We start from the raw sequence: 22370 nt of genomic DNA on the forward strand, positions 1-22370 counted from the left end.
TATGCGCAAACGATCCAAATTTGAGATTCAATCCGAAGAACTCATCAATTTCCAGCGAGAATCGACATCACTGCCATTCGTACCGCAATGCCGAATGTCACTTGAGGCAGAATCACCGACTGTTTCCCATCAGCTACTGCCGAATCAATCTCGACTCCACGATTCATTGGTCCAGGGTGCATGACTATTGCATCCTGTTTAGCCAGTGATAATTTCTCCTGAGTAAGCCCATAATATTTAAAATATTCTTCAGTGCTGGGCAAGCTTGCTCCTAACATGCGCTCGTTTTGCAGGCGTAACATAATGATTACATCGATATCTTTCAAGCCCTGAGTTATATCATGGTAAATATGCACACCCAGGCGCTCCACCTTGCTAGGTAACAAAGTCTTGGGTGCAATGACGCGCACCTCAGGGACACCTAATGTAGTTAGCGCATGAATTTGTGAGCGTGCCACCCTCGAGTGCAAGATATCTCCAACAATCGCTACCCGAAGGTTATGAAAATTTTTTTTGTAACGGCGAATAGTAAACATATCCAGCAATGCTTGCGTAGGATGGGCATGACGCCCGTCACCGGCATTGATGACATGTATCTCCGATTGGACATGACCTGCTATCATATGCGCCGCACCACTTTGTGAATGGCGCACGACAAACATATCGGCATGCATGGCAGAAAGATTATTAACGGTATCCAGTAACGTCTCCCCTTTAGATTGCGCAGAAACCGCGATATTAAGATTGATTACATCTGCTGACAGTCGTTTGGCAGCAATCTCAAAAGTAGTCCGAGTACGCGTACTGGATTCAAAAAAAAGATTGAATACGGATTTCCCACGCAGCAGGGGAATTTTCTTGACTTCCCGCTCAGTGACACCCGCAAAAGATTCTGCTGTGTCCAAAATATGCAGCAAAATGGACACAGGCAATCCTTCGGTAGTAAGCAGATGCTGTAATTCACCGTGCTTGTTTAACTGAGGATTTCTGTTCATTTCTCTGAGAAACGGATATTGCGTAAGCTGAGGCTCAGTTTCCCATCAGCATCCTGCTTCAATTCAAGCATTTTGTCTGCTGGCAAGGATAATACCGCTCCAGCATATTGAGCGACAATAGGAAGCTCTCTGCCTCCTCGGTCAATAAGTGTCGCCAAGTGTATGCTTGCGGGTCGCCCATAATCAAAAATTTCATTCACAGCAGCTCGGATTGTCCTTCCCGTATAAAGCACATCATCGACCAAAATAATGTGACTGCCTTCAACTTCAAAAGGTAAATCCGATGGTTTAACTTGGGGATGCAAGCCGATCTTGCTGTAATCATCACGATAGAAAGATATGTCGAGAACACCGAGTGGTAGACTGAACCCTAATGCCTGATGCAACCGTTTTGCTACCCATGCTCCCCCTGTATGAATACCGATCATGGCAATACGCTCATCGACAACAGGACGTAGCTGCTCCGTCAAATCAGCCAGTAATTGCTCTGCATCAGGTAGTTGCATAGTTACCATCAAAAAATGATTGTAGAATATGCTGCGCTGCAATCTGATCCAGCATGGGTTTTTGTTTTTTTCCTTTAATACCCAACTCACCTAATGCAGATTTGGCAGTAATCGTCGTATAGCGCTCATCGACCAAGACCGATTTAATTCTGTAACGTCCTTCCAAACGACGTGCAAACCGTCGACTTAGTTGAGTAAGTTCATGCTCTGTTCCATCAGCATGTACTGGCAATCCAACTACCAGTAACACGGGCTGCCATGTTTCAATCAACTTGGCAATAGCCTCAAAACGTTGCCTGGTCATTTCCCCATGAATGGTCATAAGTGGATGTGCTAACCGCATCTCCTTTTCTCCGACAGCGACTCCAATACGTTTCTTTCCAAAATCAAAAGCCAGTACGGTACCCTTTGGTAACCTTCCCATCTCTGATACATTTTCAACCCCATGTACTGAGCTATTAATCGTTAAAGTCGCTTGAATGCAGTTATCCGAGTTAGGCATGCCCTACTTCATTTGATAAATTAGAAAAATTAATCCCCAGTGACTGCGCTGCTGCCGGCAATCTTTCTTCAAAAGACATCTCAAAAATGATATTAGAAGAAGCGGGAACAGTCAGCCAGGCATTTTGCGCCAACTCTTGTTCAATCTGCCCAGGCGCCCATCCAGAATAACCTAGCGAAACCAGCATTTGTTCAGGACCTTCGCAATTTGCTATCGCTTCTAAAATATCAACAGAAGAGGTCAATCCAACTGTTTGGTTGACAGCTAACGTAGATTTCCACTTTCCTATAGGCTGGTGTAACACAAATCCGCTGTCGATCTGGACGGGCCCACCAAACAATACAAATCGCTCTGTTGGGAACGAGTCTGTAAAAGGAATGCCAAGTTGCTCAAATAATTTCTCCACAGTAAGCTCTGTCGGACGATTAATTACGAGCCCAAGTGCGCCGTTTTCATTGTGTTCACAAATATAAGTAAGGGTTTTTGCAAAAAATGGATCGTTCAAATTAGGCATAGCAATCAGAAAATGATCTGTCAGGTTGATATTCTTCATAATAAAGACCTCTTTACTACCTATGCAAATTCGCAATTCACACGAGATGATCAATCTGAAACATAAAATGGCTGTTAATTCCTGCTCCTTCCCAATTCTGCTCTTCAAACCCAGTATGCTGTTTGTGTCATCACTTTCGAGCTCATTTTCATGAGTAGTTTTACTGGCAATGGTAATTCCTTGCCACCATGAGATAATGCCATCGTTGCATGGTTGGCTTCATCAATTTTCATTTGTTCAACAATAGCGCGACTTTTCAAATCCTGTCGAGGTAATCGCTGCAAATGCTCTGCAAGATGGGTTTCAACCTGATGCTCTGTTTCAGCTAGAAAACCGAGATTCCATTTATCACCAAGCAGTCCCGCAGCTAAACCAATAGTAAAAGAGCCGCCATACCATATTGGATTGAGTAAACTTTTACGACCGCCTAATTCAGCAATACGACGTTCTGTCCATGCCAAATGTTCAGTTTCCTCGCGTGCAGCCTGCGTCAATGCGTTTTGTACTTTTTGATTTCTTGCAGTCAGCGCTTGCCCTTGGTAAAGGGCCTGAGCACATATTTCCCCTACATGGTTAACGCGCATCAAGGCACATGATTCATTTTTCTCGTCGTCAGTTAAATCGTTTTCTGACAGATTTTTTCCCGGCACAGTACGTAATGTTTGAGCTGGCACTGTGAGTGTACGCAATGCATTATCAAAACCAATAATGAATTTGTCTATATTCAGCATGGCATCAACTCCAATTATCTTATAAGCAGATCAAATGATTTATTTTATTATTGTATACCTATTTGCCGGGCTAGCAACGTAACCGGGTGCAATACTTCCACTTTTTCCTCTTGATTGCTTAATCCACTCGCAAGATGTAACAAACAACCGATATTTGAGGTCACCAGATAGCTGGTTTCTACTGATTGAGCTAATGCCCTCATTTTATCGTTCAATAATACTTCTGCGATTTCTGGCTGATCAAGAAAATAGGTACCCGCAGCGCCACAACAGAAGTTATTGCCATCAAGCTCCAGGATTTCAATATCAGGAATACGCGCTAGCAGCTGATAAGGATAAATAGAGGCACGTAACCCATTTCGCATACTGCATGGATCATGCACTACGACTTTTTTTGGCAAAGCTCTGAGTTTCACTTCGCTCCAATCCTGCTCAGCTAGAAATTGATTGATATCCATTATCGGAGCTGAAAAATTTTTCCCCTGATGCTGTGAGCATGATTCTACCAGATGCGAACCACACCCAGATGCTGTACTGATGATTGCGTGTATGTTTAGCCCAGCAAATACTTTTCTGTTCCGCTCAATTAAATACGCTGCCTTGGTGAGGCGACCGCTGTGCTGGTACAACGCTCCACAGCAAGTTTGCGCACGCGGAACATATACTGTGTAGCCTAGGTGGTTAAGCACAAAAATTGCTGAAATACTCGTTTCGGCATCAACTAATCGTGCTACACAACCTAAAAACAAAGCCACCTCACCACGCTTCCTTCCCATTGCCGGATAAACTTCCTGCCACCTATGGAACGGAAAGCGAATCAAGGACAATTTTGATAATAGCAGGCCGAGTTTAGTCCCTTTTACCTTGCTTGATTGCTGCAATTTTTCCTGCAAGCCCACTGCCTGAAAAAGATGGATGAGTGGACGTAATAGATCAAAACGCTTTGTCTTATCAATAAATATTTTTTCTAACCAGCTTTTGAACCCGTTCTTTTTTCTTATTACCCTTTCTTCTGGCAAATCCGATAGGGAAGCTGTCAGCATGTCGCGCGCCTCATCAATCAACTGTCCATAAGCGACCTGACTGGGACAAGCAGCCTCACAAGCACGACAAGTCAAACATCGGTCTATGTGCTCAGCAAAACGCGCATTCATCGGGATACGCTGACTCGCCACCCCACTTATCATCGCAATACGTCCTCGCGGAGAATCCGCTTCCGACAACGTTAAGCGGTAGGTTGGGCAATGTGGCAAACAAAGTCCACAAGAAACACACCGATTTGCTTCCGCCAGTAAGCTGGAGCGAGAAGATTTAATTAGAGAATCATTCTTAGTATGCACGCTTAATTCCTCTAAATAATTGTGTTATGACTTTTTCCTGAAAAGAAAAAAGGAAAATAAATAACAATACATCTATTAAAAAATCATGTTAATCCAATAAGTTCTTTATTTTTTATTTTTATAGCTTGCTAAGTTACAGAAAATTACCATAAAATTGCTTGTTTTTAAGTTCGATTTGTTAATATACAATCAATATATGGTTATTATTCGACTGGCGCGCGGCGGCGCTAAAAAAAGGCCTTTTTTCAATATGGTAGTTACAGATTCTCGTTGCAGACGCGATGGCAGATTCATTGAACGTGTTGGTTTTTATAATCCCCGAGCAACCGGGAGCGAGGAAATGTTACGGATCCAAATGGATCGACTCACGCATTGGCAATCTCAAGGAGCTCAATTATCCAGCACAGTTACAAGACTGGTAAAACAATTTGGCGCCCAACAAAAAGAAGTCACACAAGAAAGCTAATCTCCATTGTTCAACTGAATCCATGGTAACCATGGGCCATATCACAGGCCCTTTTGGTATTCTAGGCTGGGTTAAGATCGTTCACTATACTGAAAATATCGAGAATTTGCTTGCCTATCCGGTATGGTGGTTAAGCAAAGGTGGCGATACTTGGTCAGCCATGAATGTAGCATCATACAATATCCATGATGACAAATTGATCGTTGCATTTGAAGGATGCCTTGATCGAACACAAGCAGCACAATTAAAAGGCATGCAGATAGCAGTACCTCGTGACCAATTACCCCATCTCGCTGAAGATGGCAAAGAAGGTTACTACTGGTCAGATCTGGTTGGAACACGTGTGTTTAATTTACAGGATGAAGCATTTGGGAGCGTAATTGGCTTATTAAGAACGGGAGCCAACGATGTATTACAGGTTCAATCTGCGAGCGGAGATCAAAAAGAAAGATTGATCCCTTTCATTGATCAGGTTATTGTCGATGTAAATTTAAAAGATCGCAGAATAACCATTGATTGGGGATTGGATTACTGACAGAGGGCAAAATCTTGTCATTTGAAATTGACGTCATTACGCTATTTCCTGACATGCTGGATGCTATTACAAAATATGGCATCACAAGTAGAGCAAGCAAGAATGAAATTTTTCGATTGCATACCTGGAATCCACGTCACTTTGCAAAAGATAATTATCGCACAGTAGATGATAGCCCGTACGGTGGAGGGCCAGGCATGGTAATGCTGGCACAACCTCTGGATGAGGCTATAACTCATGCCAGAACAAGGCAGCTAGCAGAAGGAATAAACGAAACAAAAGTCATTTATCTTTCTCCACAAGGTGAACTTCTTAATCATGAGAAAATTTTACAATTATCTAAATTACGGGGAATGATATTACTTTGTGGCCGTTATGAAGGGATTGATGAGCGAATAATCATGCGCCAGGTAGACGAAGAAATTTCAATTGGAAACTACGTTATTTCAGGGGGTGAACTGGCGGCAATGGTTTTGATTGATAGCATAGTGCGACAACTCCCTGGAGCATTGGGTAGCGCTGATTCAGCCAGCGAAGACTCTTTTGCCAACAATTTATTGGAATATCCGCAATATACACGACCGGAAATATATCGAGGAGATGCTGTACCTCCTATTTTGCTTTCAGGAGATCATGCCAAAATAAATCGCTGGCGATTGCAGCAGTCCCTTGGTAAAACATGGTTAAAGCGACCCGATTTATTGGATCTCAAATACAAGCAGGGCATTTCCAAGGAAGAAGAAAAATTATTGGAAGAATTTAAACAAACTAAAAATTTTAGAATAAACTAATCCCAAAAAATACTAGGAGATAACAATGAATTTGATTGAACAATTAGAGCGAGAAGAAATAGCACGTCTTGGCAAGATTATCCCGGATTTTTCTCCTGGTGATACAGTTATAGTCAATGTCAATGTGGTGGAAGGTGACCGCAAACGTGTTCAGGCATATGAGGGCGTGGTCATCGCCAAACGTAATCGTGGTCTTAATTCATCTTTCATTGTACGTAAAATCTCCAGTGGTGAAGGTGTCGAGCGCACTTTTCAGACCTATTCTCCTATTATTTCCAATATTGAAGTTAAACGTCGTGGGGATGTGCGTCGGGCAAAGCTTTATTATTTAAGAAGCCGTTCTGGCAAATCCGCGAGAATTCGCGAAAAACTTCCTACTCGTATTACAGCCAACAACGTGACAGAAGAATAAATTCTACTTCAAAATGATTGGTTATTAATAAGGCGGTAAGGCAAAGCTTTGACCGCCTTCCTTTTCTCTTTAGCAGAAAATAAAATTTTTCTTTATTACTCTAGTAATTTCTTCACATTTTCTGGTGGTCTGCCTAATATTGCCCTATCACCTCGCACTACAATAGGGCGTTGGATCAGATCCGGATTTTTCACCATCAGCTGCAACAATTCCTCATCAGTTGCAGATTCCGTACCACGAGCCATAGGTTCGTCTGTACGCAGAATATCACGTGCTGACATGTCCAGCTTATGCAGAAGCTCGCGCAATAATTCTATTGTCATAGGCTTTTCGTAATAATTGATATTATCAAATTCTTCACCATTCTCTTTCAGTAATGTCAAAGTAGCCCTGCACTTACTACAAGTAGGCTTCTGATAAATAGTTATTTTGTCAGTCATATTACCTTTATCTTTATAAGTTGTAGGCTACTAATGCAATATGATGATGCTAGATTAGATTTATTAGCCACAGAACTAGCTATTTAACACCACATTCTTTGGAAATAGCACTATAAGCAGCAGATGAACCTTTTAATCCAAATGTATCCGTGGTAGTTTTATCGCGTGCAGACATGCCTTTAATAACTAATGAGTTACCACTACGAATTGCATTGGTTAGCCTATTATCCGTTTCCTCATCAGGCGCCCAGGCTGTTTCATTTTGGGTAAATAGCTTAATATTCTGGTTACCCACGCTCACCGTTACTTCGCTATCCTTTTTGAATGGATAGCCGGCAACAAAACTGAAGACATTTTTACTTTTTTCTGCAGGTCGGTGTGTAATAAGCGCAAAAACATCACCTCGTTTATTATAATTTCCTTCTTGTTTTTTAGGTTTGCTCACCATATAACAAACCTTGTTATTACCTTCCAGATAAACATAAGCCGTCCAATCATTGAATTCATCAATTAGTTTGGGATCAGCTGCATAGACCAATCCGATCATCATGAGAGTAGCCAGCAAGGTAAATTGTTTTATAAAAGTCAGTCTCATTATATAAAAATCCTAAAAGTTATCAGCTGCGGCCTTTCGTCCAGCCATTGTGCTATTTACAGCCTTCCATTTTATATATGAAATAACCGTCTTTATTGATGGCTTCAACCACATCGTCAGGTGCGCTCTGACTATGACAAAATCTGCATTCCTTGTTAGTCACCACTGCATCTTCTTCTCCGATCGAAGCTAACCATTGTTTAGCATATTCAACCGCCTTTTTCTCATCCTTGACAGAGGTAAATACATCAAAATGCATGATATGCCCATCTTTAGCTCTGACATAAGTATCGTAAACATGAATTTCCATAACTACTCCTTTCTGAATAACTTAAATAAATTGTAAATTGATTAAAATTAATTAACATAAAAAGTACTCAAATTTCTTCACTTTGATCTTTTATGCACATTTTTTATTATGCCACCTTTCTGCGTGCCACAATAACACCATCACGCGTTGGATTGATAAAAGCATCAAACTCTGGATCATTAAAAATCAGCTCATTATGCGTGAGAATGGCTTCTGTCCACCCGGAAACAATGTCAGTAAAGTTTTCTATTGCAACACGTCCATGCCAAAGTACATTATCGGCAATGTATAAGCCACCTGGGCGAATTCGGTTTTTTGCCATTTGCCACACGTTAGGATACTCACCTTTATCCACATCGTTGTAGCAGATATCGAACACACCTTCTGTTTGCAAGAATATTTCCTGAGCATAGCCAACATGGAAATCTATCCTATCCCATAAACCGGCTGAGGATAAATATTGCTCAGCTTTTACCTTATTAGCAGCATTCCCATCAGTACATACTACCCTTCCTTCAGCACCGACTGCTCTTGCAAACCAATAAGCAGAATAACCATAACCACTGCCAAACTCAAACACACGCTTAGCATTAATCATTTTTGCCAGCACTTCCAAGGAAGTGCCTACTAATCGATCAACAATCGGAAAATTTTTCTGCTTAGCCAAGGCTTCCATTTCAATCAATACCGGATGATCCGTTTTTTTTACCAGGCTACGCATATATTGCTCGATCGCAGGATTTACTGGGAGCAAAATATCCGGGTTTTCTATTGTTGGAGACTGTATTTTTGCCATCATCTATCCTTCCTAAGCATAAGCATTTAAATCCAAACTAAAATTAGATCGCTATAAATTTTTATATTTTTAGCAGATTGTGTGTTCCGATGATTGGTCTCTGCCAGCAAACTATTATTGCCGTGATGACTAGCAAGATGATCGGTATCCTGTTGTAAAGTAAAAATGTATCTGTCAATCCTGCCAGGAATACATAACAAATCAATACCATCCCAAGCAAACTCAATTGGTGATTCTTCAATGTCTGAAACCAGCTCCAGAGGAGAAAAACAAGCGCAAAAATACCAAGCCCTCCCAAATGCATACCAATCTCTATCCAGTCATTATGGTAATGTGAAGTTTTCTGGAATTCAGGTAAATCTTTATATATCCCATTTTTGTAGGTATGTATGGTCTCTTCAAAATATATTTCCGGCATACCCGTCCCATACCCCAACAAAGGCCGCTTCGCAATGCCATGCACTCCGACATCCCATATTGCGAGACGATAACCTAAGCTAGTCGTATAGTCGCCTTGCAAAACTAAGTTAAGATCATTTTTTACAAGTTCTAATCTTTCCTGGAAGTCATTACTGCTCAGCGCAAATAAGAGAATCACAGTCATAAACAAAGCTAAAATACCGAGAAACTTTTTGCCTTGAGATCTATAACGTAAAAAAATCAAAAGTAATAGCGTCAATATTGTAGCTAACAATAATCCTCTTGCGCTCTGGTGAAATTGTAAAAAAAGCAGAAAAATTGCAATAGCCCAACATAAGAAGGTTATTTTCCTTGCCTGGCAGATACTCCCTAAGAATGCCATCAAAATAATTCCAATTCCTAACATGGCTGAAAAAGCAAGGTATGAGATCTCGAAAAAAGGCGCCCCTTTTTCTCCTGAAACGATCCACTGATAGCAGCCCGTCAATAACACACCTAAATAGCCGATTAAAAAAGCAGCCATCACCCAGGGTAATCGCTCTTTATTCAACAAAGAAAGAAAAGGAATAAATGTCAAAAGAATGAAATATTTCTTCCACTTATTCTGACCCACATCTGAATAATCACTCCAAAGCAATCCCAAGACTAATACACCACAAAATACCAGAATACCCAAGACTAAAGGTTCCTCAATCAGCCTGCCGAATTTCTGGAGCCCGCCATCAATAATCCATGCAGATGTGAGAAGGAAAAAAGCATAAAAAAGTGACCATTTCTGCCATAAAGCAATACAAAAGAAAGCTAGCGCGCATCTTGCAAAAATGTCACGCCAATTGCTTGCATGTATGTTCTCTCCCGGGCAAAATGAACTGATGAGATGTTCACGCATTTGAAATGTCAGTTGTTAATAAATAACTTTATTAAAGAGGAAATGCTCTCATACTTTGAAGCTCTCATACTTTGAAAATCTGTTTTCTTATAAAAATTCAAGGCTCGAATCGAGATTGAGTTTGACCAATACCACCTGAATGAGCTATTTTCCTTCAGCCTGTGATTCCAGCAATGTCACATAGTGAGGCAAAACATCAGTACCTGGCACATCTAGCATCTCTTTTATGAATTGTTGCCGATGCGATTCAATATAATGAGACTGATAGCCATTTGTAAGAAATTCATCGATTTTTTTATACACATCATCACGGCAACGCAATTCAGTCTCCGGCATATAGACTGCTGCAGCAGAACGCCCTGCATGTAAATAATCAGCAGCCAAGACAGGCTTACCTGTTCTAATTGCTTCATAGGCAACTGAAGTTGCCAGATCGATGATGACATCAGCCCATTGCAACAAATGGACGGAATGAATGTCATCTCCTATCATGGTTACATTTGTCAGACGCCGCAGTACAACATCCTTAGTCAAAGATTGTTTCCAGCCACCGCGCGTATGAGGCTTAATCGCCAATTCCACATCAGGAAATGCTGCGATCAATTGCACGACCTCACCCACTTCTTCCCAGAAAGTTGTGAAATTGGCTTTTCTAAGAAAAATGACAACTTTGAGTCGGTTATCAGAGCACTTTAACGGGGATGAAGGCATAAGCGTGGCCAGCTTGGTTAACCACTCTTCACAGTAGCGCGGTGAACCTAACACAATGAGCTTCTGATTATCAAGGAAAGGACGAAAACGCTTGGCACATAACTCATTCGGCACCACGACTTTATCAAACATGGCTGCTGCTGAAAATGACGTATCTGGCTTGAGTTGCCATTCGCCATGTCGTATCAATTGACTTGCATGAGGACTATCGCCATGCGGGAGCGAAACCGTTCCAAGCCCTTGGTTACGAGCGATACCCACCAGAGTCTCTACCCATTCGACACAAATTTCTGAATTTCTCTCGATCCAGTCAAATACCACCACCCCTTTTCTACCACCGGGAAAGCTTCTTTCCAGTAAATACCGGGTCGTATGCAACCAGGTCGCCTTGCGCCGCTTAGCATGATAAAGCCTGGCCAATCCCTTAACCAGTGGGCCAAAAAAAGATCGATATGAACTTCTAACGAGTAATAATGTTTGCAGACGCCATTTCGTAAATTCTACGAATGACAATAAATCACGCAGATGAGCAATTCGTACCCCCTCTAATTTTTTTAGAAATTCGATACGATAATCTCCATCAAATCGTTTCTTACCAATCATCACAATGTCGCAGGCATGACCTCGTTCCACCCATTTCACAATAACCGGCGTAATGTGATCGATATCGTTATAATGACGAAGGAAAAAAAGAGCTTTCATGCACGAAAATCAATTTAATTAAAATTTTAAGAAGAGATTTAAGAAATTTTATTTTTTTCAAATATAAAATAGGTCTCACCCCAGTTTTTATTCGCTTTTTGTTTCAACTCGAGCCCAGCCTGCTTCATGATGGTAATGGCCTCTTGTTGTTCTGCAGTCGTACCAAGTTCAACGATCACTGACTTAAGATTGGGGTGGCTTAATACTTTTTCTGCTGCCTTAAGAATAGGAATTTCTATCCCATCGACGTCAATCTTAATATAGTTTGGGTAAGGAAAACCCCACTTGCCACATAAATCATCCAAAGTTACTCCAAACATACCTTGAATATGTGAAGTAGGGACTTTCATCGTATCCAGCGATTCTTCTCCAAATTGGGAACGATTTCCACCCGGAATAAATTTAGGTACATACAATTTAGAGAATTCACTTTTGCCTGAGACTGCCACGCAATAAGCACTGATGTGATCTTTAAGATTGTTATAAAAAATATTTTTGTTGAGTGCGTAGTAATTATTGCTCTGCGGTTCGAATGCATAAATCTCAACTTCACGACCGTATTTTTTGGCAGGGTAAAGCGAATACTGACCTATATTGGCACCAATGTCGAAATAGCATGACCCTGGATCAAAATGATCAATCCAATCCAAGGTATCCGGTTCTTTAACCGTATAAGTTTTTGCTCGTTTGAGAATGCGCCAATGATCTATTGTGATCAGAATAGATAACCCTCTGACATTGATATTGGTATAGCCGCCTTTAATCCAATAAGCGCCTACTATCAGGTCTTTTAGAAAATTAATCGAAAAAACATATTTTATTGCAGTCCATAAGGATCGCATAAACTCATTGACCTCATCAAAATAAAATCTTGCTAATAACCTTAGTGACGCCCCGCGGCTGTCTCAAGTAATGCGACATAGCGAGACAATACTTCTGGTCCTGATACATCGAGCATTTCTCGCAGAAAATGTTGGCGATGTTCTTCAATGTAAAAATCATGACAGCCGTGAGAAAGAAAATTATTTATTTTTTCATATACATCATCCCGGCAACGTAATTCAGTCTCGGGCATGTAAACGGCGATGGCTGAGCGACCGGCATGAAGATAATCGGCAGCCAATACTGGCTTCTTGACTCTGACAGCTTCAAAGACTACGGAAGTAGCCAAATCAATACAAATATCTGCCCAGTTCATCAAATGAATGGAATGCACCTCATCGCCTGCAATGGTGACATTCGGTAATTGCTTCAGGGTTTTGTTTTTGGTCAAAGACTGTTTCCATCCACTGCGTGTGTGAGGTTTGATCGCAAGCTCCACCCCGGGAAAGGCGGCAATCAGGTGTACGACCTCATTCACCTCTTCCCAGAAGGTCGTAAAGTTTGCCTTTCTCAGAAACATGACTATCTTGAGACGACTATCGGAGCGAGTTAAAGGCGAAAGAGGCATCAGTTTTGCCAATTTGGCTAACCACTCTTCACTGTAGCGCGGTGACCCTAATATGGCGATCGAGCGCTCTTCCAGGAAAGGTCGGAAACGTTTTGCGCAAAGTTCATTTGGAACCACGAGTTTATCGAAGATCTGCGCTGTTGAGAATAAAGAATCAGGGCCAACATGCCACTCTCCTCGTCGGATAAGTTGATTGGCATGCGGACTATCACCGTGTGGCAATGAAACCGTACCTAATCCTCTTTCTCGCGCCATGGCAACCACAGTCTCAACCCACTCCACAGCAATCACGGAGTTTCGTTCAATCCAGTCAAAAGCAATCACACCCTTGTTGGAATGCTCAAAGCTGCGCGTTAGTAAATGCTCTGCAGTAGCTCGCCATAATGGCGCACGCCGCTTAGCATCGTAACTATCTGCCAACCAACGGATAAAAGGCCCGATAAATAAGCGGCGTAAATTACCCGTCAACAATAACATCTGCAAGCGCCATTTGAGAAATTGAACAGTTGAAAATATTTCGCGGATATGCGCAACCCTAACGCCTGACAGTTGACTTAAAAAGGAAATACGAAAATCATAGCGAAATCGCTTAGCCCCAATCAAAATGACATCACAGGTATGGCCCGCATCGATCCACTTGGAGATAACGGGGGTAATATGATCGATATCGTTATAATGACGAAGAAAAAAGAGAGCTTTCATACCTGTGTTATGATTACAAGCGTTTAAGATGAATAATCTATCTGCAATTTTTTATGAGTCAGATCAGAAATAATCAATATTCTGAGTATCAGGCAGTAGAAGTTATGCGAAAATCCATGTGAACAATTTTACACGTCCAGTTCCTTATTTACCAAAAAAGCAGCCAGGTTACTTTATTTTTGCAAGAGATTCGACTTCCTCCCAATCAATCTTCAGGACAAATGAGATAGTCTTTCATGGCTTAAACTTGACTTCCTCGCCTCTTAATCCCGATAAATAAATCATTACCAAGCATTAACTTATCATGAAAACAATCGCTATCATTCCCGCACGTATGGGCTCATCTCGCTTCCCAGGCAAGCCACTTGCCAAATTGCTCGGACGCACCATGTTAGAACATGTTTATAAACGCGTTGCTTTAAGTGATGCACTCGATGCAACTTATATTGCGACCTGTGATGAAGAAATTCAACAAACTGCAGAAGCTTTTGGTGCATCTGTCATCATGACTTCAGACAAGCATGAGCGTGCGAGTGATCGCGTTGCAGAAGCGATTGCTGGCCTGGATGCAGAACTCATTGTAATGGTCCAGGGCGATGAACCCATGACACACCCGCGCATGATTGATACTGCGGTCGCCCCGTTTCGTACCGATCCACAATTAGGTTGTGTCAATCTTGTTCGACGTATCGAAAACGAAGCTGATTTCTATGATGTCAATACTATTAAAGTCATCATGAATCAACGAGGAGATGCCTTGTACATGTCACGCCAGCCCATTCCTACATTGGCTAAATCAGGCTTTGCCTCAACTTCTGCTTATAAGCAGGTTTGTATCATTCCTTTTAGACGCGCCACGCTACTCCATTATACCCAATTACCGACCACGCCATTGGAGCAACTTGAATCAATTGATATGTTGCGTTTACTGGAACACAACATTCGAGTCAAGATGGTAGAAACCGAGTTCAACAGTCAAGCCGTCGACACTGAAGCCGATTTGGCACGTGTTTCCAAGCTGATGGAACCAGATCCATTGCTGAGCAGCTATTAACGATTTTCTTTAAGGACTTTTCATGCAATTAAAAGCAAAACTTGCACGCTCCGAGTTGACGATTGGTTCATGGATTACACTTGGGCATCCCGCTATTGCCGAAATTATGGCTTCAGCCGGCTTTGACTGGTTAGTGCTGGATATGGAGCATAGCGTGCTGGAATTAAGCGAAGTACAGACAATTATCCAGGTACTCGATGGTAAACACTGTCCGGCAATTGTCAGACTTACTTCCAATCATCCGGATCAGATTAAGCGCGTGATGGATGCAGGCGCAACGGGCATTATGGTGCCCATGATCAAATCTGCCGCAGATGCTCAAGCAGCAGTAGAAGCCGTGTATTATCCTCCGGAAGGAAAACGAGGAGTTGGATTAGCACGTGCGCAAGGTTATGGTGCTCTTTTTCATGAATATCGGCAGTGGTTGAAAAATAATGCAGTAATCATTGCCATGATTGAACATGTAGATGCTGTCTATCACATTGATTCGATTCTTTCGGTACCAGGGATAGATGCTTATATCATTGGTCCTTATGATTTATCTGGCTCAATGGGGCGGCCAGGTGAACTTGATCATCCACAAGTACACGATGCCATCCAGCAGATATTGGATGCCGGACATCGCCTGAGCAAACCAGGAGGCATTCATGTCATTGAGCCTGAGCCAGATGCATTACAACAACGTATTAACGCCGGTTTTAATTTTCTTGGCTACAGCCTCGATATCCGTATTCTTGATACACTCTGCCGCAATCACATGCAAACCATAAGATCCCAGCTATGAATAAAGTCGTCATTTCCACTTCTTCATTTGACATTGACAACAACCCATCCATCCAGCATTTGCTCAAAGCGGGATGGACGGTTATGACTAATCCTCATCGGCGCAAGTTAACTGAAGAAGAAATTATTGCATTATTAGATAAAGACACGGTGGGCTTGTTAGCAGGGATTGAACCCCTCACTGAACGTGTCTTTGCTGCTGCAAACCGCCTCAAGGTGATTTCGCGCTGCGGAACCGGTCTGGATAGCGTTGATTTAGCTGCCGCCAAACAGCGCAATATCGCTGTTTCTAATACTCCCCAAGCGCCAGCCCAGGCAGTTGCCGAACTGACACTCGGGCTGATGCTCGCCACACTCCGACAAATAAGCCAGACTGACCGGATGTTGCGCACTAGTGCATGGCCACGCACGCAAGGGCATTTACTGGCTGCTCAAACAGTGGGTATTGTCGGCCTGGGATATATTGGTCGACGTGTTGCGCGGCTATGTCAAGCTTTTGAAGCAGCCGTAATCGCGCACGACCCTTATCTTTTACCGCAAACGCCCGCTGGTGTCACGCTCATGCCGCTGGAGCAACTTTTGGCAGAAGCAGATATCATTAGTCTCCATCTCCCCTATAGCAGCGCTACCCATCATCTCATAGATGATGCTGCATTCAAACGGATGAAAAAAGGCGCTATCGTTATCAATGCGGCACGGGGCGGACTAGTTGATGAAATGGCGCTTCATGATGCATTGGTCTCAGGATATTTAGGGGGCGCTGCACTCGATGTATTCGAACAGGAACCATATCAAGGTCCTCTACTCCAATGCGACAATATTACGTTAACGTCGCATATTGGATCGCTTGCCAAAGAATCACGCTACCGCATGGAAGTGGAAGCAGCGGACAATTTATTGCATGACTTAGTCAACATAGGGTTAATTGATGGAAAATAAGTTAGCATCTGATGAAATTGCTGTCGTATTTGGTGCCAGTGGCTTTTTAGGTAGCCATGTCGCAGATGCGCTGTCGGAAGCAGGCTATCGGGTTCGCCTGTTTGATCGTTCCCCCTCCCCTTACCAAAGACCTGATCAGGAAATGATCGTTGGGGACCTCATGGATATTGAACAAGTAATCGAAGCGGCAAAAGGCGCGGCTGCTGTTTACAATTTTGCCGCTATCGCTGATATCGACGAAGCACATGATAAACCACTCGCCACCGCCACCATCAATGTGCTGGGGAACATGCATGTGCTGGAAGCAGCACGATCAGTGGGCGCGCGCCGTTTTATCTTTGCCAGCAGCGTGTATGTGTATTCTGAATCGGGCTCCTTTTATCGTGCCAGTAAACAAGCAGCCGAACGTTTCACCGAAACTTATCATGAACGTTATGGATTGGAATATACCATTTTGCGCTATGGCTCATTATATGGTCGGCGCTCCGATCTGCGTAATGGTATTTATCGTATGTTACATGAAGCGGTGCAAAAACATACGATCACCTATCACGGCAGTGGCAATGCCATGCGCGAATACATCCATGTCGAAGATGCTGCGCGCATGAGCGTGCAAGTGCTCGCTCCAGAGTTTGCCAATCGACACTTGATCCTGACAGGTCAGGAAAAACTGCGTATCCGCGACGTAATGACCATGATCTCTGAAATCATGCCATGGTCAGTTCAATTGCATTTTGAGGAAGCTAACGCTGTCCATCATTACGAGATCACGCCTTATGCCTTTCAGCCGCGCATCGGACGTAAACTGGTACTCAATGAACACGTCGATTTAGGCCAAGGGTTGCTGGACTGCCTCAGGGAAATTCACCAGCACATCCATCATGCGAATGAAGATGATGACGCCACTCCCTCCACCTCTGACAATAAAGCCTGAATATGCATATAAAAGACTGGCAAGCCATTATCTTTGATTTTGATGGTGTCATCGTTGAATCTGGTGATATCAAAACTCAGGCTTTTGCTGAGCTGTATCATTCTTACGGTGAGCAAATTGTCACTGAGGTAATACGCTACCATCAGCAAAACGGCGGCATGTCCCGTTACCACAAATTCCGTTATTTTCAGCAGCATTTGCTAGGTAAGCCCTCCTTGACAATGAAAGAAGAACAATCGCTTGATCAACGTTTTTCAAAACTTGTGATTGAAGCTGTTATCGCTAGCCAAGCTGTGCCAGGTTCTGAGGCATTGATTCAGAAGGCAGCTGCAACGATTCCTTTGTTTGTCGCTTCTGGCACACCGGAGAATGAACTTAAAACGATTGTTGAGCGACGTGGTCTATCACCTCACTTTACCGAGGTACGGGGCTCTCCACTCTCTAAACAGACCTTAATTGCAGAAATATTGACTAGCTATGCGCTCATTCCCGAACAGGTCCTGATGATTGGTGATGCCATGGCCGACTATCACGGCGCTACTATGAACGGAACAGCATTCCTGGGCCGTGTCCGCCCAGGTGACGAGAATCCTTTTCCCAGACAGGTCAAGATTGTTCCTGATTTGTGTGCACTCACACTATGATTGAACGTCGTTTCTATAACAGCATGCATGAGTTAAGTGCTTCTTTCGCTGATTTTGCTGCCTCGATTCTGCGCGATGCGCTCATGCAAAACAATAATGTAAGCTTGGTGGTACCCGGTGGGAAAACACCACGTGATTACCTGCCTGCACTCGCCCGTCAGGCCTTGCCATGGGAACGTGTCTATATTACGTTAAGCGATGAACGTTGGGTGGAAACCCAAGCAGATGCCTCCAATGAACGGCTGGTACGCAGCTATTTGCTAAAGGATAAGGCGGAGAAAGCTCATTTCATCGGATTGAAAACACCGCATGCTCACCCATCCGAAGCACTGGCTACGGTGCATGAACGACTCTGCCAGCTCCCGCGACCGTTTAATCTGACAGTCTTAGGATTGGGAGAAGATGGGCATATTGCCTCCCTGTTTCCTGGCATGACTCCCGATCAGGATACGCCCTATTTGTGCCAGGCAGCTGAACCACCGTTGGCACCGAGTTCGCGCATCAGTCTGGCCCTGCCGGTACTGGCCAGCAGCTGTCATATTGCGCTTGTCGTTACAAGTATTGCCAAACGACAATTACTCGATCGATTAATCAATCATCCTGATCCCTTTATTCCGTTTGTACAACTGGTACAGCAGTGTCAATCGCCGATCACTATTTTTGAAACCAATTAGCCGCTGCTCTTTTATGAAAAGTAGTTATGTCGATTTTCAGCGCCGAAAACTGCTCCGATATGGTTGCATCGGATTAGCCAGCCTGATGACTCACCATTTACTGGCTGTCAGCACCAGCAAAGCAGCCACATCAAGTCTAGCATCAATTGGGCCTCTGCAAGCCCCTGACCAAAATGGGGTTCGCCTACCCAAAGGCTATTCCTCTCGCATTGTTGCCTATTCCGGGCAAAATCTGTTTGGTTATCGATGGCACGCTGCACCTGATGGGGGCAACACCTTTGCTACCGATGAGGGTGGCTGGATTTATGTTTCCAATAGCGAAATGAAAAATAGGGCTGGCGGAGCAGGCGCACTTCACTTTGATCAAAATGGAAAGTTGATCAATGCCTATCCCATCCTGAAAAATACCCACTTTAATTGTGCCGGTGGAGCCACACCGTGGCAGACATGGCTCTCTTGTGAAGAAGTTAAACACGGTTTAGTTTGGGAATGTGATCCCTATGGAAAAAAACCAGCACAAGTCAGAAAAGCGCTCGGACGCTTCAGACATGAAGCCGTAGCTGTCGATACACGAAATAAACAGCTTTATCTTACCGAAGACGAGCCTGATGGTTGTTTCTATCGTTATACCTCCTATTCACTCAATGCTGCTGGCTACCCTGATCTGGAAGATGGTTTTCTGGAAGTAGCTGAAATACTGGGTGATCGTCAGAAAACGGTACGCTGGCATCGTCTACCTGATCCTGAGGCGATTAGAATTGCCACACGCAAACAAATCAAACAATGTAGCCGTTTTAATGGCGGTGAAGGAATCTGGTATCACCACGGCATCATTTTCTTCACAACCAAAGGCGATAATCGGGTATGGGCTTATGACACCCATACTCACCATCTTGATATCATTTATGATGCCGCCCGCTATACTTCACCCGCTTTGAGCGGTGTGGACAATATTATCGCCAATGCTGCCGGTGAACTGCTGGTCGCAGAGGATGGCGGAAATATGCAAATCGTGATTTTATCCGATAAAATAATCAAACCCTTGCTACAACTGGTCGGCCATGACCACTCAGAAATAGCAGGACCTGCTTTTAGTCCCGATGGATCACGCTTGTATTTCAGCTCGCAAAGAGGAAAAACCGGCCGTAATGAAAATGGAGTGACCTTTGAAATAACGTCTCCATGCTAGTAGGTTTCTGAAAAACATTGGAATCATATTCAAAACGCCGACGTTGTTCCAGTACTAACTCAGATAGGCGCTGCTCCCACCACGGCCGAAATCTTTTACAAAAATCGTCAATCGCACAAAAAATCGCTATAGTATCCATCGGAACCTACCTCCTCCCATGATGAAACCTTTTCCAAAATTGTTTCTTCATAGGAAATTCAGGTTCTTTTTACAGCTTTCCTTATGGTGAACTCACGCTACAAGACTGATACTTCAATCTTGAATCTATCTTTAAATAAGGAGAAGTTTATGAAACAGAATCACATTGTGTTACGTTCTCCATCAACAATCTCACGCAATACGCTCCTCGGACCTTCTAATCTACCTACTGCCGACGCATCCATGGGTGCGCCGTTGTTAGTAGAAATTGAACATATCGAACGCCAACAGGTTCATGCATTGACCGAGAAACGGGACGTGCTGGCCGTCGCTCCCTCTATTCCCATGAAGCTAATTGCCCCACTTGAAGCTACTGCGACTCCTGCCGCCGAAGATGTCACCTGGGGAGTAAAAGCTGTGGGAGCGGACACTTCTCCATTTAGTGGCAAAGGCATTACCGTGGCTGTCCTCGACACAGGCATCGATGCAAATCACCCTGCGTTTGCCGGAGTGGAAATTATCGAAAAAGATTTCACTGGCGAGGGTAACGGTGATCAGCATGGCCATGGCACCCATTGTGCTGGGACTATCTTTGGACGAACTACTGGAAGCCAGCGGATCGGTGTGGCAACTGGTGTTAGTAAAGCCTTGATTGGTAAAGTATTAGGGCAGAATGGAGGTTCGAGCGAATCCATCGTCAAGGCGATACAATGGGCGGTAGATAATGGTGCCAATGTGATTTCCATGTCACTGGGCATTGATTTCCCCGGACTCGTTAATGATTTGGTAACGCAAGGGTATCCGTCTGAATTAGCAACTTCCCGAGCATTGGAAGGCTACCGAGCCAATGTGCAGCTTTTTGATAGAGTAGCGTCCCTGCTCAGAGCTCAAAACGCTTTTGGACAGGCATCTGTGATCATAGCCGCAGCCGGCAACGAGAGTCGAAGGGACGTTAATCCTGATTTTGAGATCACTGTTTCTCCCCCCGCAATCTCGGAAGGTATCATTTCTGTTGCGGCCTTAGGGCAGGGAGAGCAAGGTTTAACAGTAGCCTATTTCTCAAATACCGGTGCTAATATTTCCGGGCCAGGTATGAATATCACTTCTGCCAAGCCAGGAGGAGGCTTCCAAGACATGAGTGGAACTAGTATGGCCACACCTCATGTCGCCGGCGTTGCAGCCCTTTGGGCTGAGCAAATTAAGAGCGTCGGTATTCTTACTCCCTTGTCATTAACAAGTCGACTTGTCGGTAGCGCGACCCTTCAAGGTTTACAAACCGGCCTGGATCCTTTTGATATCGGAATAGGTCTGGTTCGTGCTCCTCAAGCATAACCGCCCGATGAATTTCTGATAGTTTAATACTAACAAGCGTTTAACTCGAGGGGAAAGTTGTAGGCAGGCGATCTTTCTCCTCCTAATTTACAAATAAGCAGGAAGCGTAGTTTATTGTTCTTACGAAGAATTCAGGATGACCGAGAAAAAAATTTGTATTCTTTTCTGTGCCGGCACCACAACTTATGACCTACCCTTGTCTCTGGCCATCACTTCTCGCGATAAGTTTGCGAACATCTATTTTTAAAGAAATTATTGAATCATTATCAGTTTCTTTATTGCTACCTATATACAAAATCCTTTACCGATCCACAGTATTGTATTACTCGTGCTACTGAGAAGCATCACGTTGATCCGACTCGTGAGCTCCATGGTGATTTTGATGGCTTCGGATTTGGCTTGTATGGTGTTACTTGGCCTTCCTGTTCGCCTGCGTATAGTGTAACCGCACAGCCCTTGCTTCAGACGCATTTCGATAAGGACATAAATTCACCCCTTAGGATGTCGTCAAAAATAACTTCCAGAAATTGGATTAGAATGTTCATGCAGGATTATGGATAATAAAGCCAATTTATAATTGGTGAATGACAAATTGTGGCTATTTACGATAAAAGCATTGAACTGAAGATGCAGCGGTTGTTTCTGATGCTATCAGAAAAGGATCGGCGGCGGTATGCGGGGATTGAAGCGGCCAAGCTAGGGCACGGCGGTATTGAGTATGTGTCTGGGTTATTTGATATGGATCCCAAGACGGTGCGACGCGGTCTGGTAGAACTGGAGGTGAGTGAGGATCCTGCGCCGAGCCGGATCAGAAAAAAAAGGTGCGGGACGTAAAAA

The 22370-nt window shown here is 43.5% G+C and carries 27 protein-coding genes; 13 read left to right on the forward strand and 14 right to left on the reverse strand.

Annotated features, from left to right (window positions below):
* Positions 1-44 precede the first annotated feature (44 nt).
* The 6 genes from AAW31_RS15815 to AAW31_RS15840 all read right to left on the reverse strand — a co-directional run bounded on the left by AAW31_RS15815 (position 45) and on the right by AAW31_RS15840 (position 4627).
* Positions 45-995, reverse strand: a complete 951-nt coding sequence (locus tag AAW31_RS15815) for an aspartate carbamoyltransferase catalytic subunit (protein WP_046850970.1) — start codon at positions 993-995, stop codon at positions 45-47.
* Positions 992-1501, reverse strand: a complete 510-nt coding sequence (pyrR, locus tag AAW31_RS15820; protein WP_046850971.1) for a bifunctional pyr operon transcriptional regulator/uracil phosphoribosyltransferase PyrR — start codon at positions 1499-1501, stop codon at positions 992-994. Before pyrR ends, AAW31_RS15815 begins: the two co-directional genes overlap by 4 nt.
* Positions 1488-1925: a Holliday junction resolvase RuvX gene (gene ruvX, locus AAW31_RS15825; RefSeq protein ID WP_046851876.1), complete on the reverse strand. Its 438-nt coding sequence runs from the start codon at positions 1923-1925 to the stop codon at positions 1488-1490. Before ruvX ends, pyrR begins: the two co-directional genes overlap by 14 nt.
* Before the next feature lie 70 nt (positions 1926-1995).
* Positions 1996-2556: a YqgE/AlgH family protein gene (locus AAW31_RS15830; protein ID WP_046851877.1), complete on the reverse strand. Its 561-nt coding sequence runs from the start codon at positions 2554-2556 to the stop codon at positions 1996-1998.
* A gap of 104 nt (positions 2557-2660) precedes the next feature.
* Entirely contained in the window at positions 2661-3287 is a 627-nt protein-coding gene (gene coq7 / locus AAW31_RS15835) for a 2-polyprenyl-3-methyl-6-methoxy-1,4-benzoquinone monooxygenase (protein ID WP_046850972.1), read from the reverse strand.
* 47 nt (positions 3288-3334) lie between these two features.
* Positions 3335-4627, reverse strand: coding sequence for a (Fe-S)-binding protein (locus AAW31_RS15840; RefSeq protein WP_046850973.1), 1293 nt, complete (start codon positions 4625-4627; stop codon positions 3335-3337).
* 196 nt (positions 4628-4823) lie between these two features.
* Here AAW31_RS15840 and rpsP point away from each other — a divergent pair, with 196 nt between their 5' ends.
* Genes rpsP through rplS form a run of 4 tightly spaced genes read left to right on the forward strand, consistent with a single transcriptional unit; the run spans position 4824 to position 6831 of the window.
* Entirely contained in the window at positions 4824-5093 is a 270-nt protein-coding gene (gene rpsP, locus AAW31_RS15845; RefSeq protein WP_046850974.1) for a 30S ribosomal protein S16, read from the forward strand.
* A 31-nt stretch (positions 5094-5124) separates the two neighbouring features.
* Positions 5125-5628 carry a ribosome maturation factor RimM gene (gene rimM, locus AAW31_RS15850; protein WP_309567364.1) on the forward strand — a complete coding sequence of 168 codons (504 nt, stop codon included), beginning with the start codon at positions 5125-5127 and terminating at the stop codon, positions 5626-5628.
* Positions 5629-5642: 14 nt separating this feature from the next.
* The gene (gene trmD, locus AAW31_RS15855; RefSeq protein WP_046851878.1) at positions 5643-6419 is read left to right on the forward strand and encodes a tRNA (guanosine(37)-N1)-methyltransferase TrmD; all 777 of its coding nucleotides are present in this window, start codon (positions 5643-5645) and stop codon (positions 6417-6419) included.
* 25 nt (positions 6420-6444) lie between these two features.
* On the forward strand, positions 6445-6831 hold the full coding sequence (gene rplS / locus AAW31_RS15860; protein ID WP_046850976.1) for a 50S ribosomal protein L19: 387 nt from the start codon (positions 6445-6447) through the stop codon (positions 6829-6831).
* A 95-nt stretch (positions 6832-6926) separates the two neighbouring features.
* On the opposite strand, the gene AAW31_RS15865 is transcribed toward rplS, so the two are convergent.
* The 8 genes from AAW31_RS15865 to AAW31_RS15900 form a co-directional block, all read right to left on the reverse strand.
* Positions 6927-7271 carry an arsenate reductase family protein gene (locus AAW31_RS15865; RefSeq protein WP_046850977.1) on the reverse strand — a complete coding sequence of 115 codons (345 nt, stop codon included), beginning with the start codon at positions 7269-7271 and terminating at the stop codon, positions 6927-6929.
* A 79-nt stretch (positions 7272-7350) separates the two neighbouring features.
* The gene (locus AAW31_RS15870) at positions 7351-7866 is read right to left on the reverse strand and encodes an invasion associated locus B family protein (RefSeq protein ID WP_046850978.1); all 516 of its coding nucleotides are present in this window, start codon (positions 7864-7866) and stop codon (positions 7351-7353) included.
* Positions 7867-7918: 52 nt separating this feature from the next.
* Positions 7919-8176: a DUF2024 family protein gene (locus AAW31_RS15875; RefSeq protein WP_046850979.1), complete on the reverse strand. Its 258-nt coding sequence runs from the start codon at positions 8174-8176 to the stop codon at positions 7919-7921.
* A gap of 106 nt (positions 8177-8282) precedes the next feature.
* Positions 8283-8972 (reverse strand): O-methyltransferase, encoded by a 690-nt coding sequence (locus AAW31_RS15880; protein WP_046851879.1) that lies wholly within the window; start codon positions 8970-8972, stop codon positions 8283-8285.
* Positions 8973-9033: 61 nt separating this feature from the next.
* Entirely contained in the window at positions 9034-10068 is a 1035-nt protein-coding gene (locus tag AAW31_RS15885; RefSeq protein WP_235264400.1) for an O-antigen ligase family protein, read from the reverse strand.
* A 357-nt stretch (positions 10069-10425) separates the two neighbouring features.
* On the reverse strand, positions 10426-11694 hold the full coding sequence (locus AAW31_RS15890) for a hypothetical protein (protein WP_046850981.1): 1269 nt from the start codon (positions 11692-11694) through the stop codon (positions 10426-10428).
* A gap of 38 nt (positions 11695-11732) precedes the next feature.
* Entirely contained in the window at positions 11733-12536 is an 804-nt protein-coding gene (locus AAW31_RS15895; RefSeq protein WP_046850982.1) for an FkbM family methyltransferase, read from the reverse strand.
* A gap of 41 nt (positions 12537-12577) precedes the next feature.
* Positions 12578-13846: a hypothetical protein gene (locus AAW31_RS15900; RefSeq protein ID WP_046850983.1), complete on the reverse strand. Its 1269-nt coding sequence runs from the start codon at positions 13844-13846 to the stop codon at positions 12578-12580.
* Between the two features lie 304 nt (positions 13847-14150).
* Between AAW31_RS15900 and AAW31_RS15905 the strand changes: the two genes are divergently transcribed.
* The 9 genes from AAW31_RS15905 (at position 14151) to AAW31_RS22300 (ending at position 22367) form a co-directional block, all read left to right on the forward strand.
* A complete protein-coding gene (locus AAW31_RS15905; RefSeq protein ID WP_046850984.1) occupies positions 14151-14900 on the forward strand; it encodes a 3-deoxy-manno-octulosonate cytidylyltransferase in 750 nt (249 codons plus the stop codon).
* A 22-nt stretch (positions 14901-14922) separates the two neighbouring features.
* A complete protein-coding gene (locus AAW31_RS15910) occupies positions 14923-15684 on the forward strand; it encodes an HpcH/HpaI aldolase family protein (RefSeq protein WP_046850985.1) in 762 nt (253 codons plus the stop codon).
* The gene (locus AAW31_RS15915) at positions 15681-16622 is read left to right on the forward strand and encodes a phosphoglycerate dehydrogenase (protein WP_046850986.1); all 942 of its coding nucleotides are present in this window, start codon (positions 15681-15683) and stop codon (positions 16620-16622) included. Before AAW31_RS15910 ends, AAW31_RS15915 begins: the two co-directional genes overlap by 4 nt.
* Positions 16612-17556: an NAD-dependent epimerase/dehydratase family protein gene (locus AAW31_RS15920; RefSeq protein WP_046850987.1), complete on the forward strand. Its 945-nt coding sequence runs from the start codon at positions 16612-16614 to the stop codon at positions 17554-17556. The genes AAW31_RS15915 and AAW31_RS15920 overlap by 11 nt, the downstream gene beginning before the upstream one ends.
* Positions 17557-17558: 2 nt before the next feature.
* The gene (locus tag AAW31_RS15925) at positions 17559-18200 is read left to right on the forward strand and encodes an HAD family hydrolase (RefSeq protein ID WP_046850988.1); all 642 of its coding nucleotides are present in this window, start codon (positions 17559-17561) and stop codon (positions 18198-18200) included.
* Positions 18197-18874 carry a 6-phosphogluconolactonase gene (gene pgl, locus AAW31_RS15930; protein WP_046850989.1) on the forward strand — a complete coding sequence of 226 codons (678 nt, stop codon included), beginning with the start codon at positions 18197-18199 and terminating at the stop codon, positions 18872-18874. The genes AAW31_RS15925 and pgl overlap by 4 nt, the downstream gene beginning before the upstream one ends.
* 13 nt (positions 18875-18887) lie before the next feature.
* Positions 18888-20063, forward strand: coding sequence for an alkaline phosphatase PhoX (locus tag AAW31_RS15935; RefSeq protein WP_046850990.1), 1176 nt, complete (start codon positions 18888-18890; stop codon positions 20061-20063).
* A 288-nt stretch (positions 20064-20351) separates the two neighbouring features.
* A complete protein-coding gene (locus AAW31_RS15940) occupies positions 20352-21533 on the forward strand; it encodes a S8 family peptidase (RefSeq protein ID WP_046850991.1) in 1182 nt (393 codons plus the stop codon).
* 627 nt (positions 21534-22160) lie between these two features.
* Complete coding sequence (locus AAW31_RS22300) at positions 22161-22367, forward strand: hypothetical protein (protein WP_046851550.1); 207 nt, start codon at positions 22161-22163, stop codon at positions 22365-22367.
* The last annotated feature ends 3 nt before the right edge of the window (positions 22368-22370 follow it).

It is taken from the genome of Nitrosomonas communis (assembly GCF_001007935.1).
Lineage (GTDB): Bacteria > Pseudomonadota > Gammaproteobacteria > Burkholderiales > Nitrosomonadaceae > Nitrosomonas > Nitrosomonas communis.

Excerpts from the sequence above, each read along its gene's own strand:
- AAW31_RS15815 (WP_046850970.1), bottom strand. The coding sequence starts at position 995 with ATGAACAGAAATCCTCAGTTAAACAAGCACGGTGAATTACAGCATCTG.
- AAW31_RS15870 (WP_046850978.1), bottom strand. The coding sequence starts at position 7,866 with ATGAGACTGACTTTTATAAAACAATTTACCTTGCTGGCTACTCTCATG.
- rpsP (WP_046850974.1), top strand. The coding sequence starts at position 4,824 with ATGGTTATTATTCGACTGGCGCGCGGCGGCGCTAAAAAAAGGCCTTTT.
- AAW31_RS15875 (WP_046850979.1), bottom strand. The coding sequence starts at position 8,176 with ATGGAAATTCATGTTTACGATACTTATGTCAGAGCTAAAGATGGGCAT.
- AAW31_RS15935 (WP_046850990.1), top strand. The coding sequence starts at position 18,888 with ATGAAAAGTAGTTATGTCGATTTTCAGCGCCGAAAACTGCTCCGATAT.
- coq7 (WP_046850972.1), bottom strand. The coding sequence starts at position 3,287 with ATGCTGAATATAGACAAATTCATTATTGGTTTTGATAATGCATTGCGT.
- AAW31_RS15865 (WP_046850977.1), bottom strand. The coding sequence starts at position 7,271 with ATGACTGACAAAATAACTATTTATCAGAAGCCTACTTGTAGTAAGTGC.
- AAW31_RS15940 (WP_046850991.1), top strand. The coding sequence starts at position 20,352 with ATGAAACAGAATCACATTGTGTTACGTTCTCCATCAACAATCTCACGC.
- AAW31_RS15915 (WP_046850986.1), top strand. The coding sequence starts at position 15,681 with ATGAATAAAGTCGTCATTTCCACTTCTTCATTTGACATTGACAACAAC.
- AAW31_RS15895 (WP_046850982.1), bottom strand. The coding sequence starts at position 12,536 with ATGCGATCCTTATGGACTGCAATAAAATATGTTTTTTCGATTAATTTT.
- AAW31_RS15910 (WP_046850985.1), top strand. The coding sequence starts at position 14,923 with ATGCAATTAAAAGCAAAACTTGCACGCTCCGAGTTGACGATTGGTTCA.
- pgl (WP_046850989.1), top strand. The coding sequence starts at position 18,197 with ATGATTGAACGTCGTTTCTATAACAGCATGCATGAGTTAAGTGCTTCT.
- AAW31_RS15905 (WP_046850984.1), top strand. The coding sequence starts at position 14,151 with ATGAAAACAATCGCTATCATTCCCGCACGTATGGGCTCATCTCGCTTC.
- AAW31_RS15920 (WP_046850987.1), top strand. The coding sequence starts at position 16,612 with ATGGAAAATAAGTTAGCATCTGATGAAATTGCTGTCGTATTTGGTGCC.
- ruvX (WP_046851876.1), bottom strand. The coding sequence starts at position 1,925 with ATGGGAAGGTTACCAAAGGGTACCGTACTGGCTTTTGATTTTGGAAAG.
- AAW31_RS15925 (WP_046850988.1), top strand. The coding sequence starts at position 17,559 with ATGCATATAAAAGACTGGCAAGCCATTATCTTTGATTTTGATGGTGTC.
- rplS (WP_046850976.1), top strand. The coding sequence starts at position 6,445 with ATGAATTTGATTGAACAATTAGAGCGAGAAGAAATAGCACGTCTTGGC.
- AAW31_RS15830 (WP_046851877.1), bottom strand. The coding sequence starts at position 2,556 with ATGAAGAATATCAACCTGACAGATCATTTTCTGATTGCTATGCCTAAT.
- AAW31_RS15880 (WP_046851879.1), bottom strand. The coding sequence starts at position 8,972 with ATGGCAAAAATACAGTCTCCAACAATAGAAAACCCGGATATTTTGCTC.
- pyrR (WP_046850971.1), bottom strand. The coding sequence starts at position 1,501 with ATGCAACTACCTGATGCAGAGCAATTACTGGCTGATTTGACGGAGCAG.
- AAW31_RS15900 (WP_046850983.1), bottom strand. The coding sequence starts at position 13,846 with ATGAAAGCTCTCTTTTTTCTTCGTCATTATAACGATATCGATCATATT.
- AAW31_RS15890 (WP_046850981.1), bottom strand. The coding sequence starts at position 11,694 with ATGAAAGCTCTTTTTTTCCTTCGTCATTATAACGATATCGATCACATT.
- rimM (WP_309567364.1), top strand. The coding sequence starts at position 5,125 with ATGGGCCATATCACAGGCCCTTTTGGTATTCTAGGCTGGGTTAAGATC.
- AAW31_RS22300 (WP_046851550.1), top strand. The coding sequence starts at position 22,161 with ATGCAGCGGTTGTTTCTGATGCTATCAGAAAAGGATCGGCGGCGGTAT.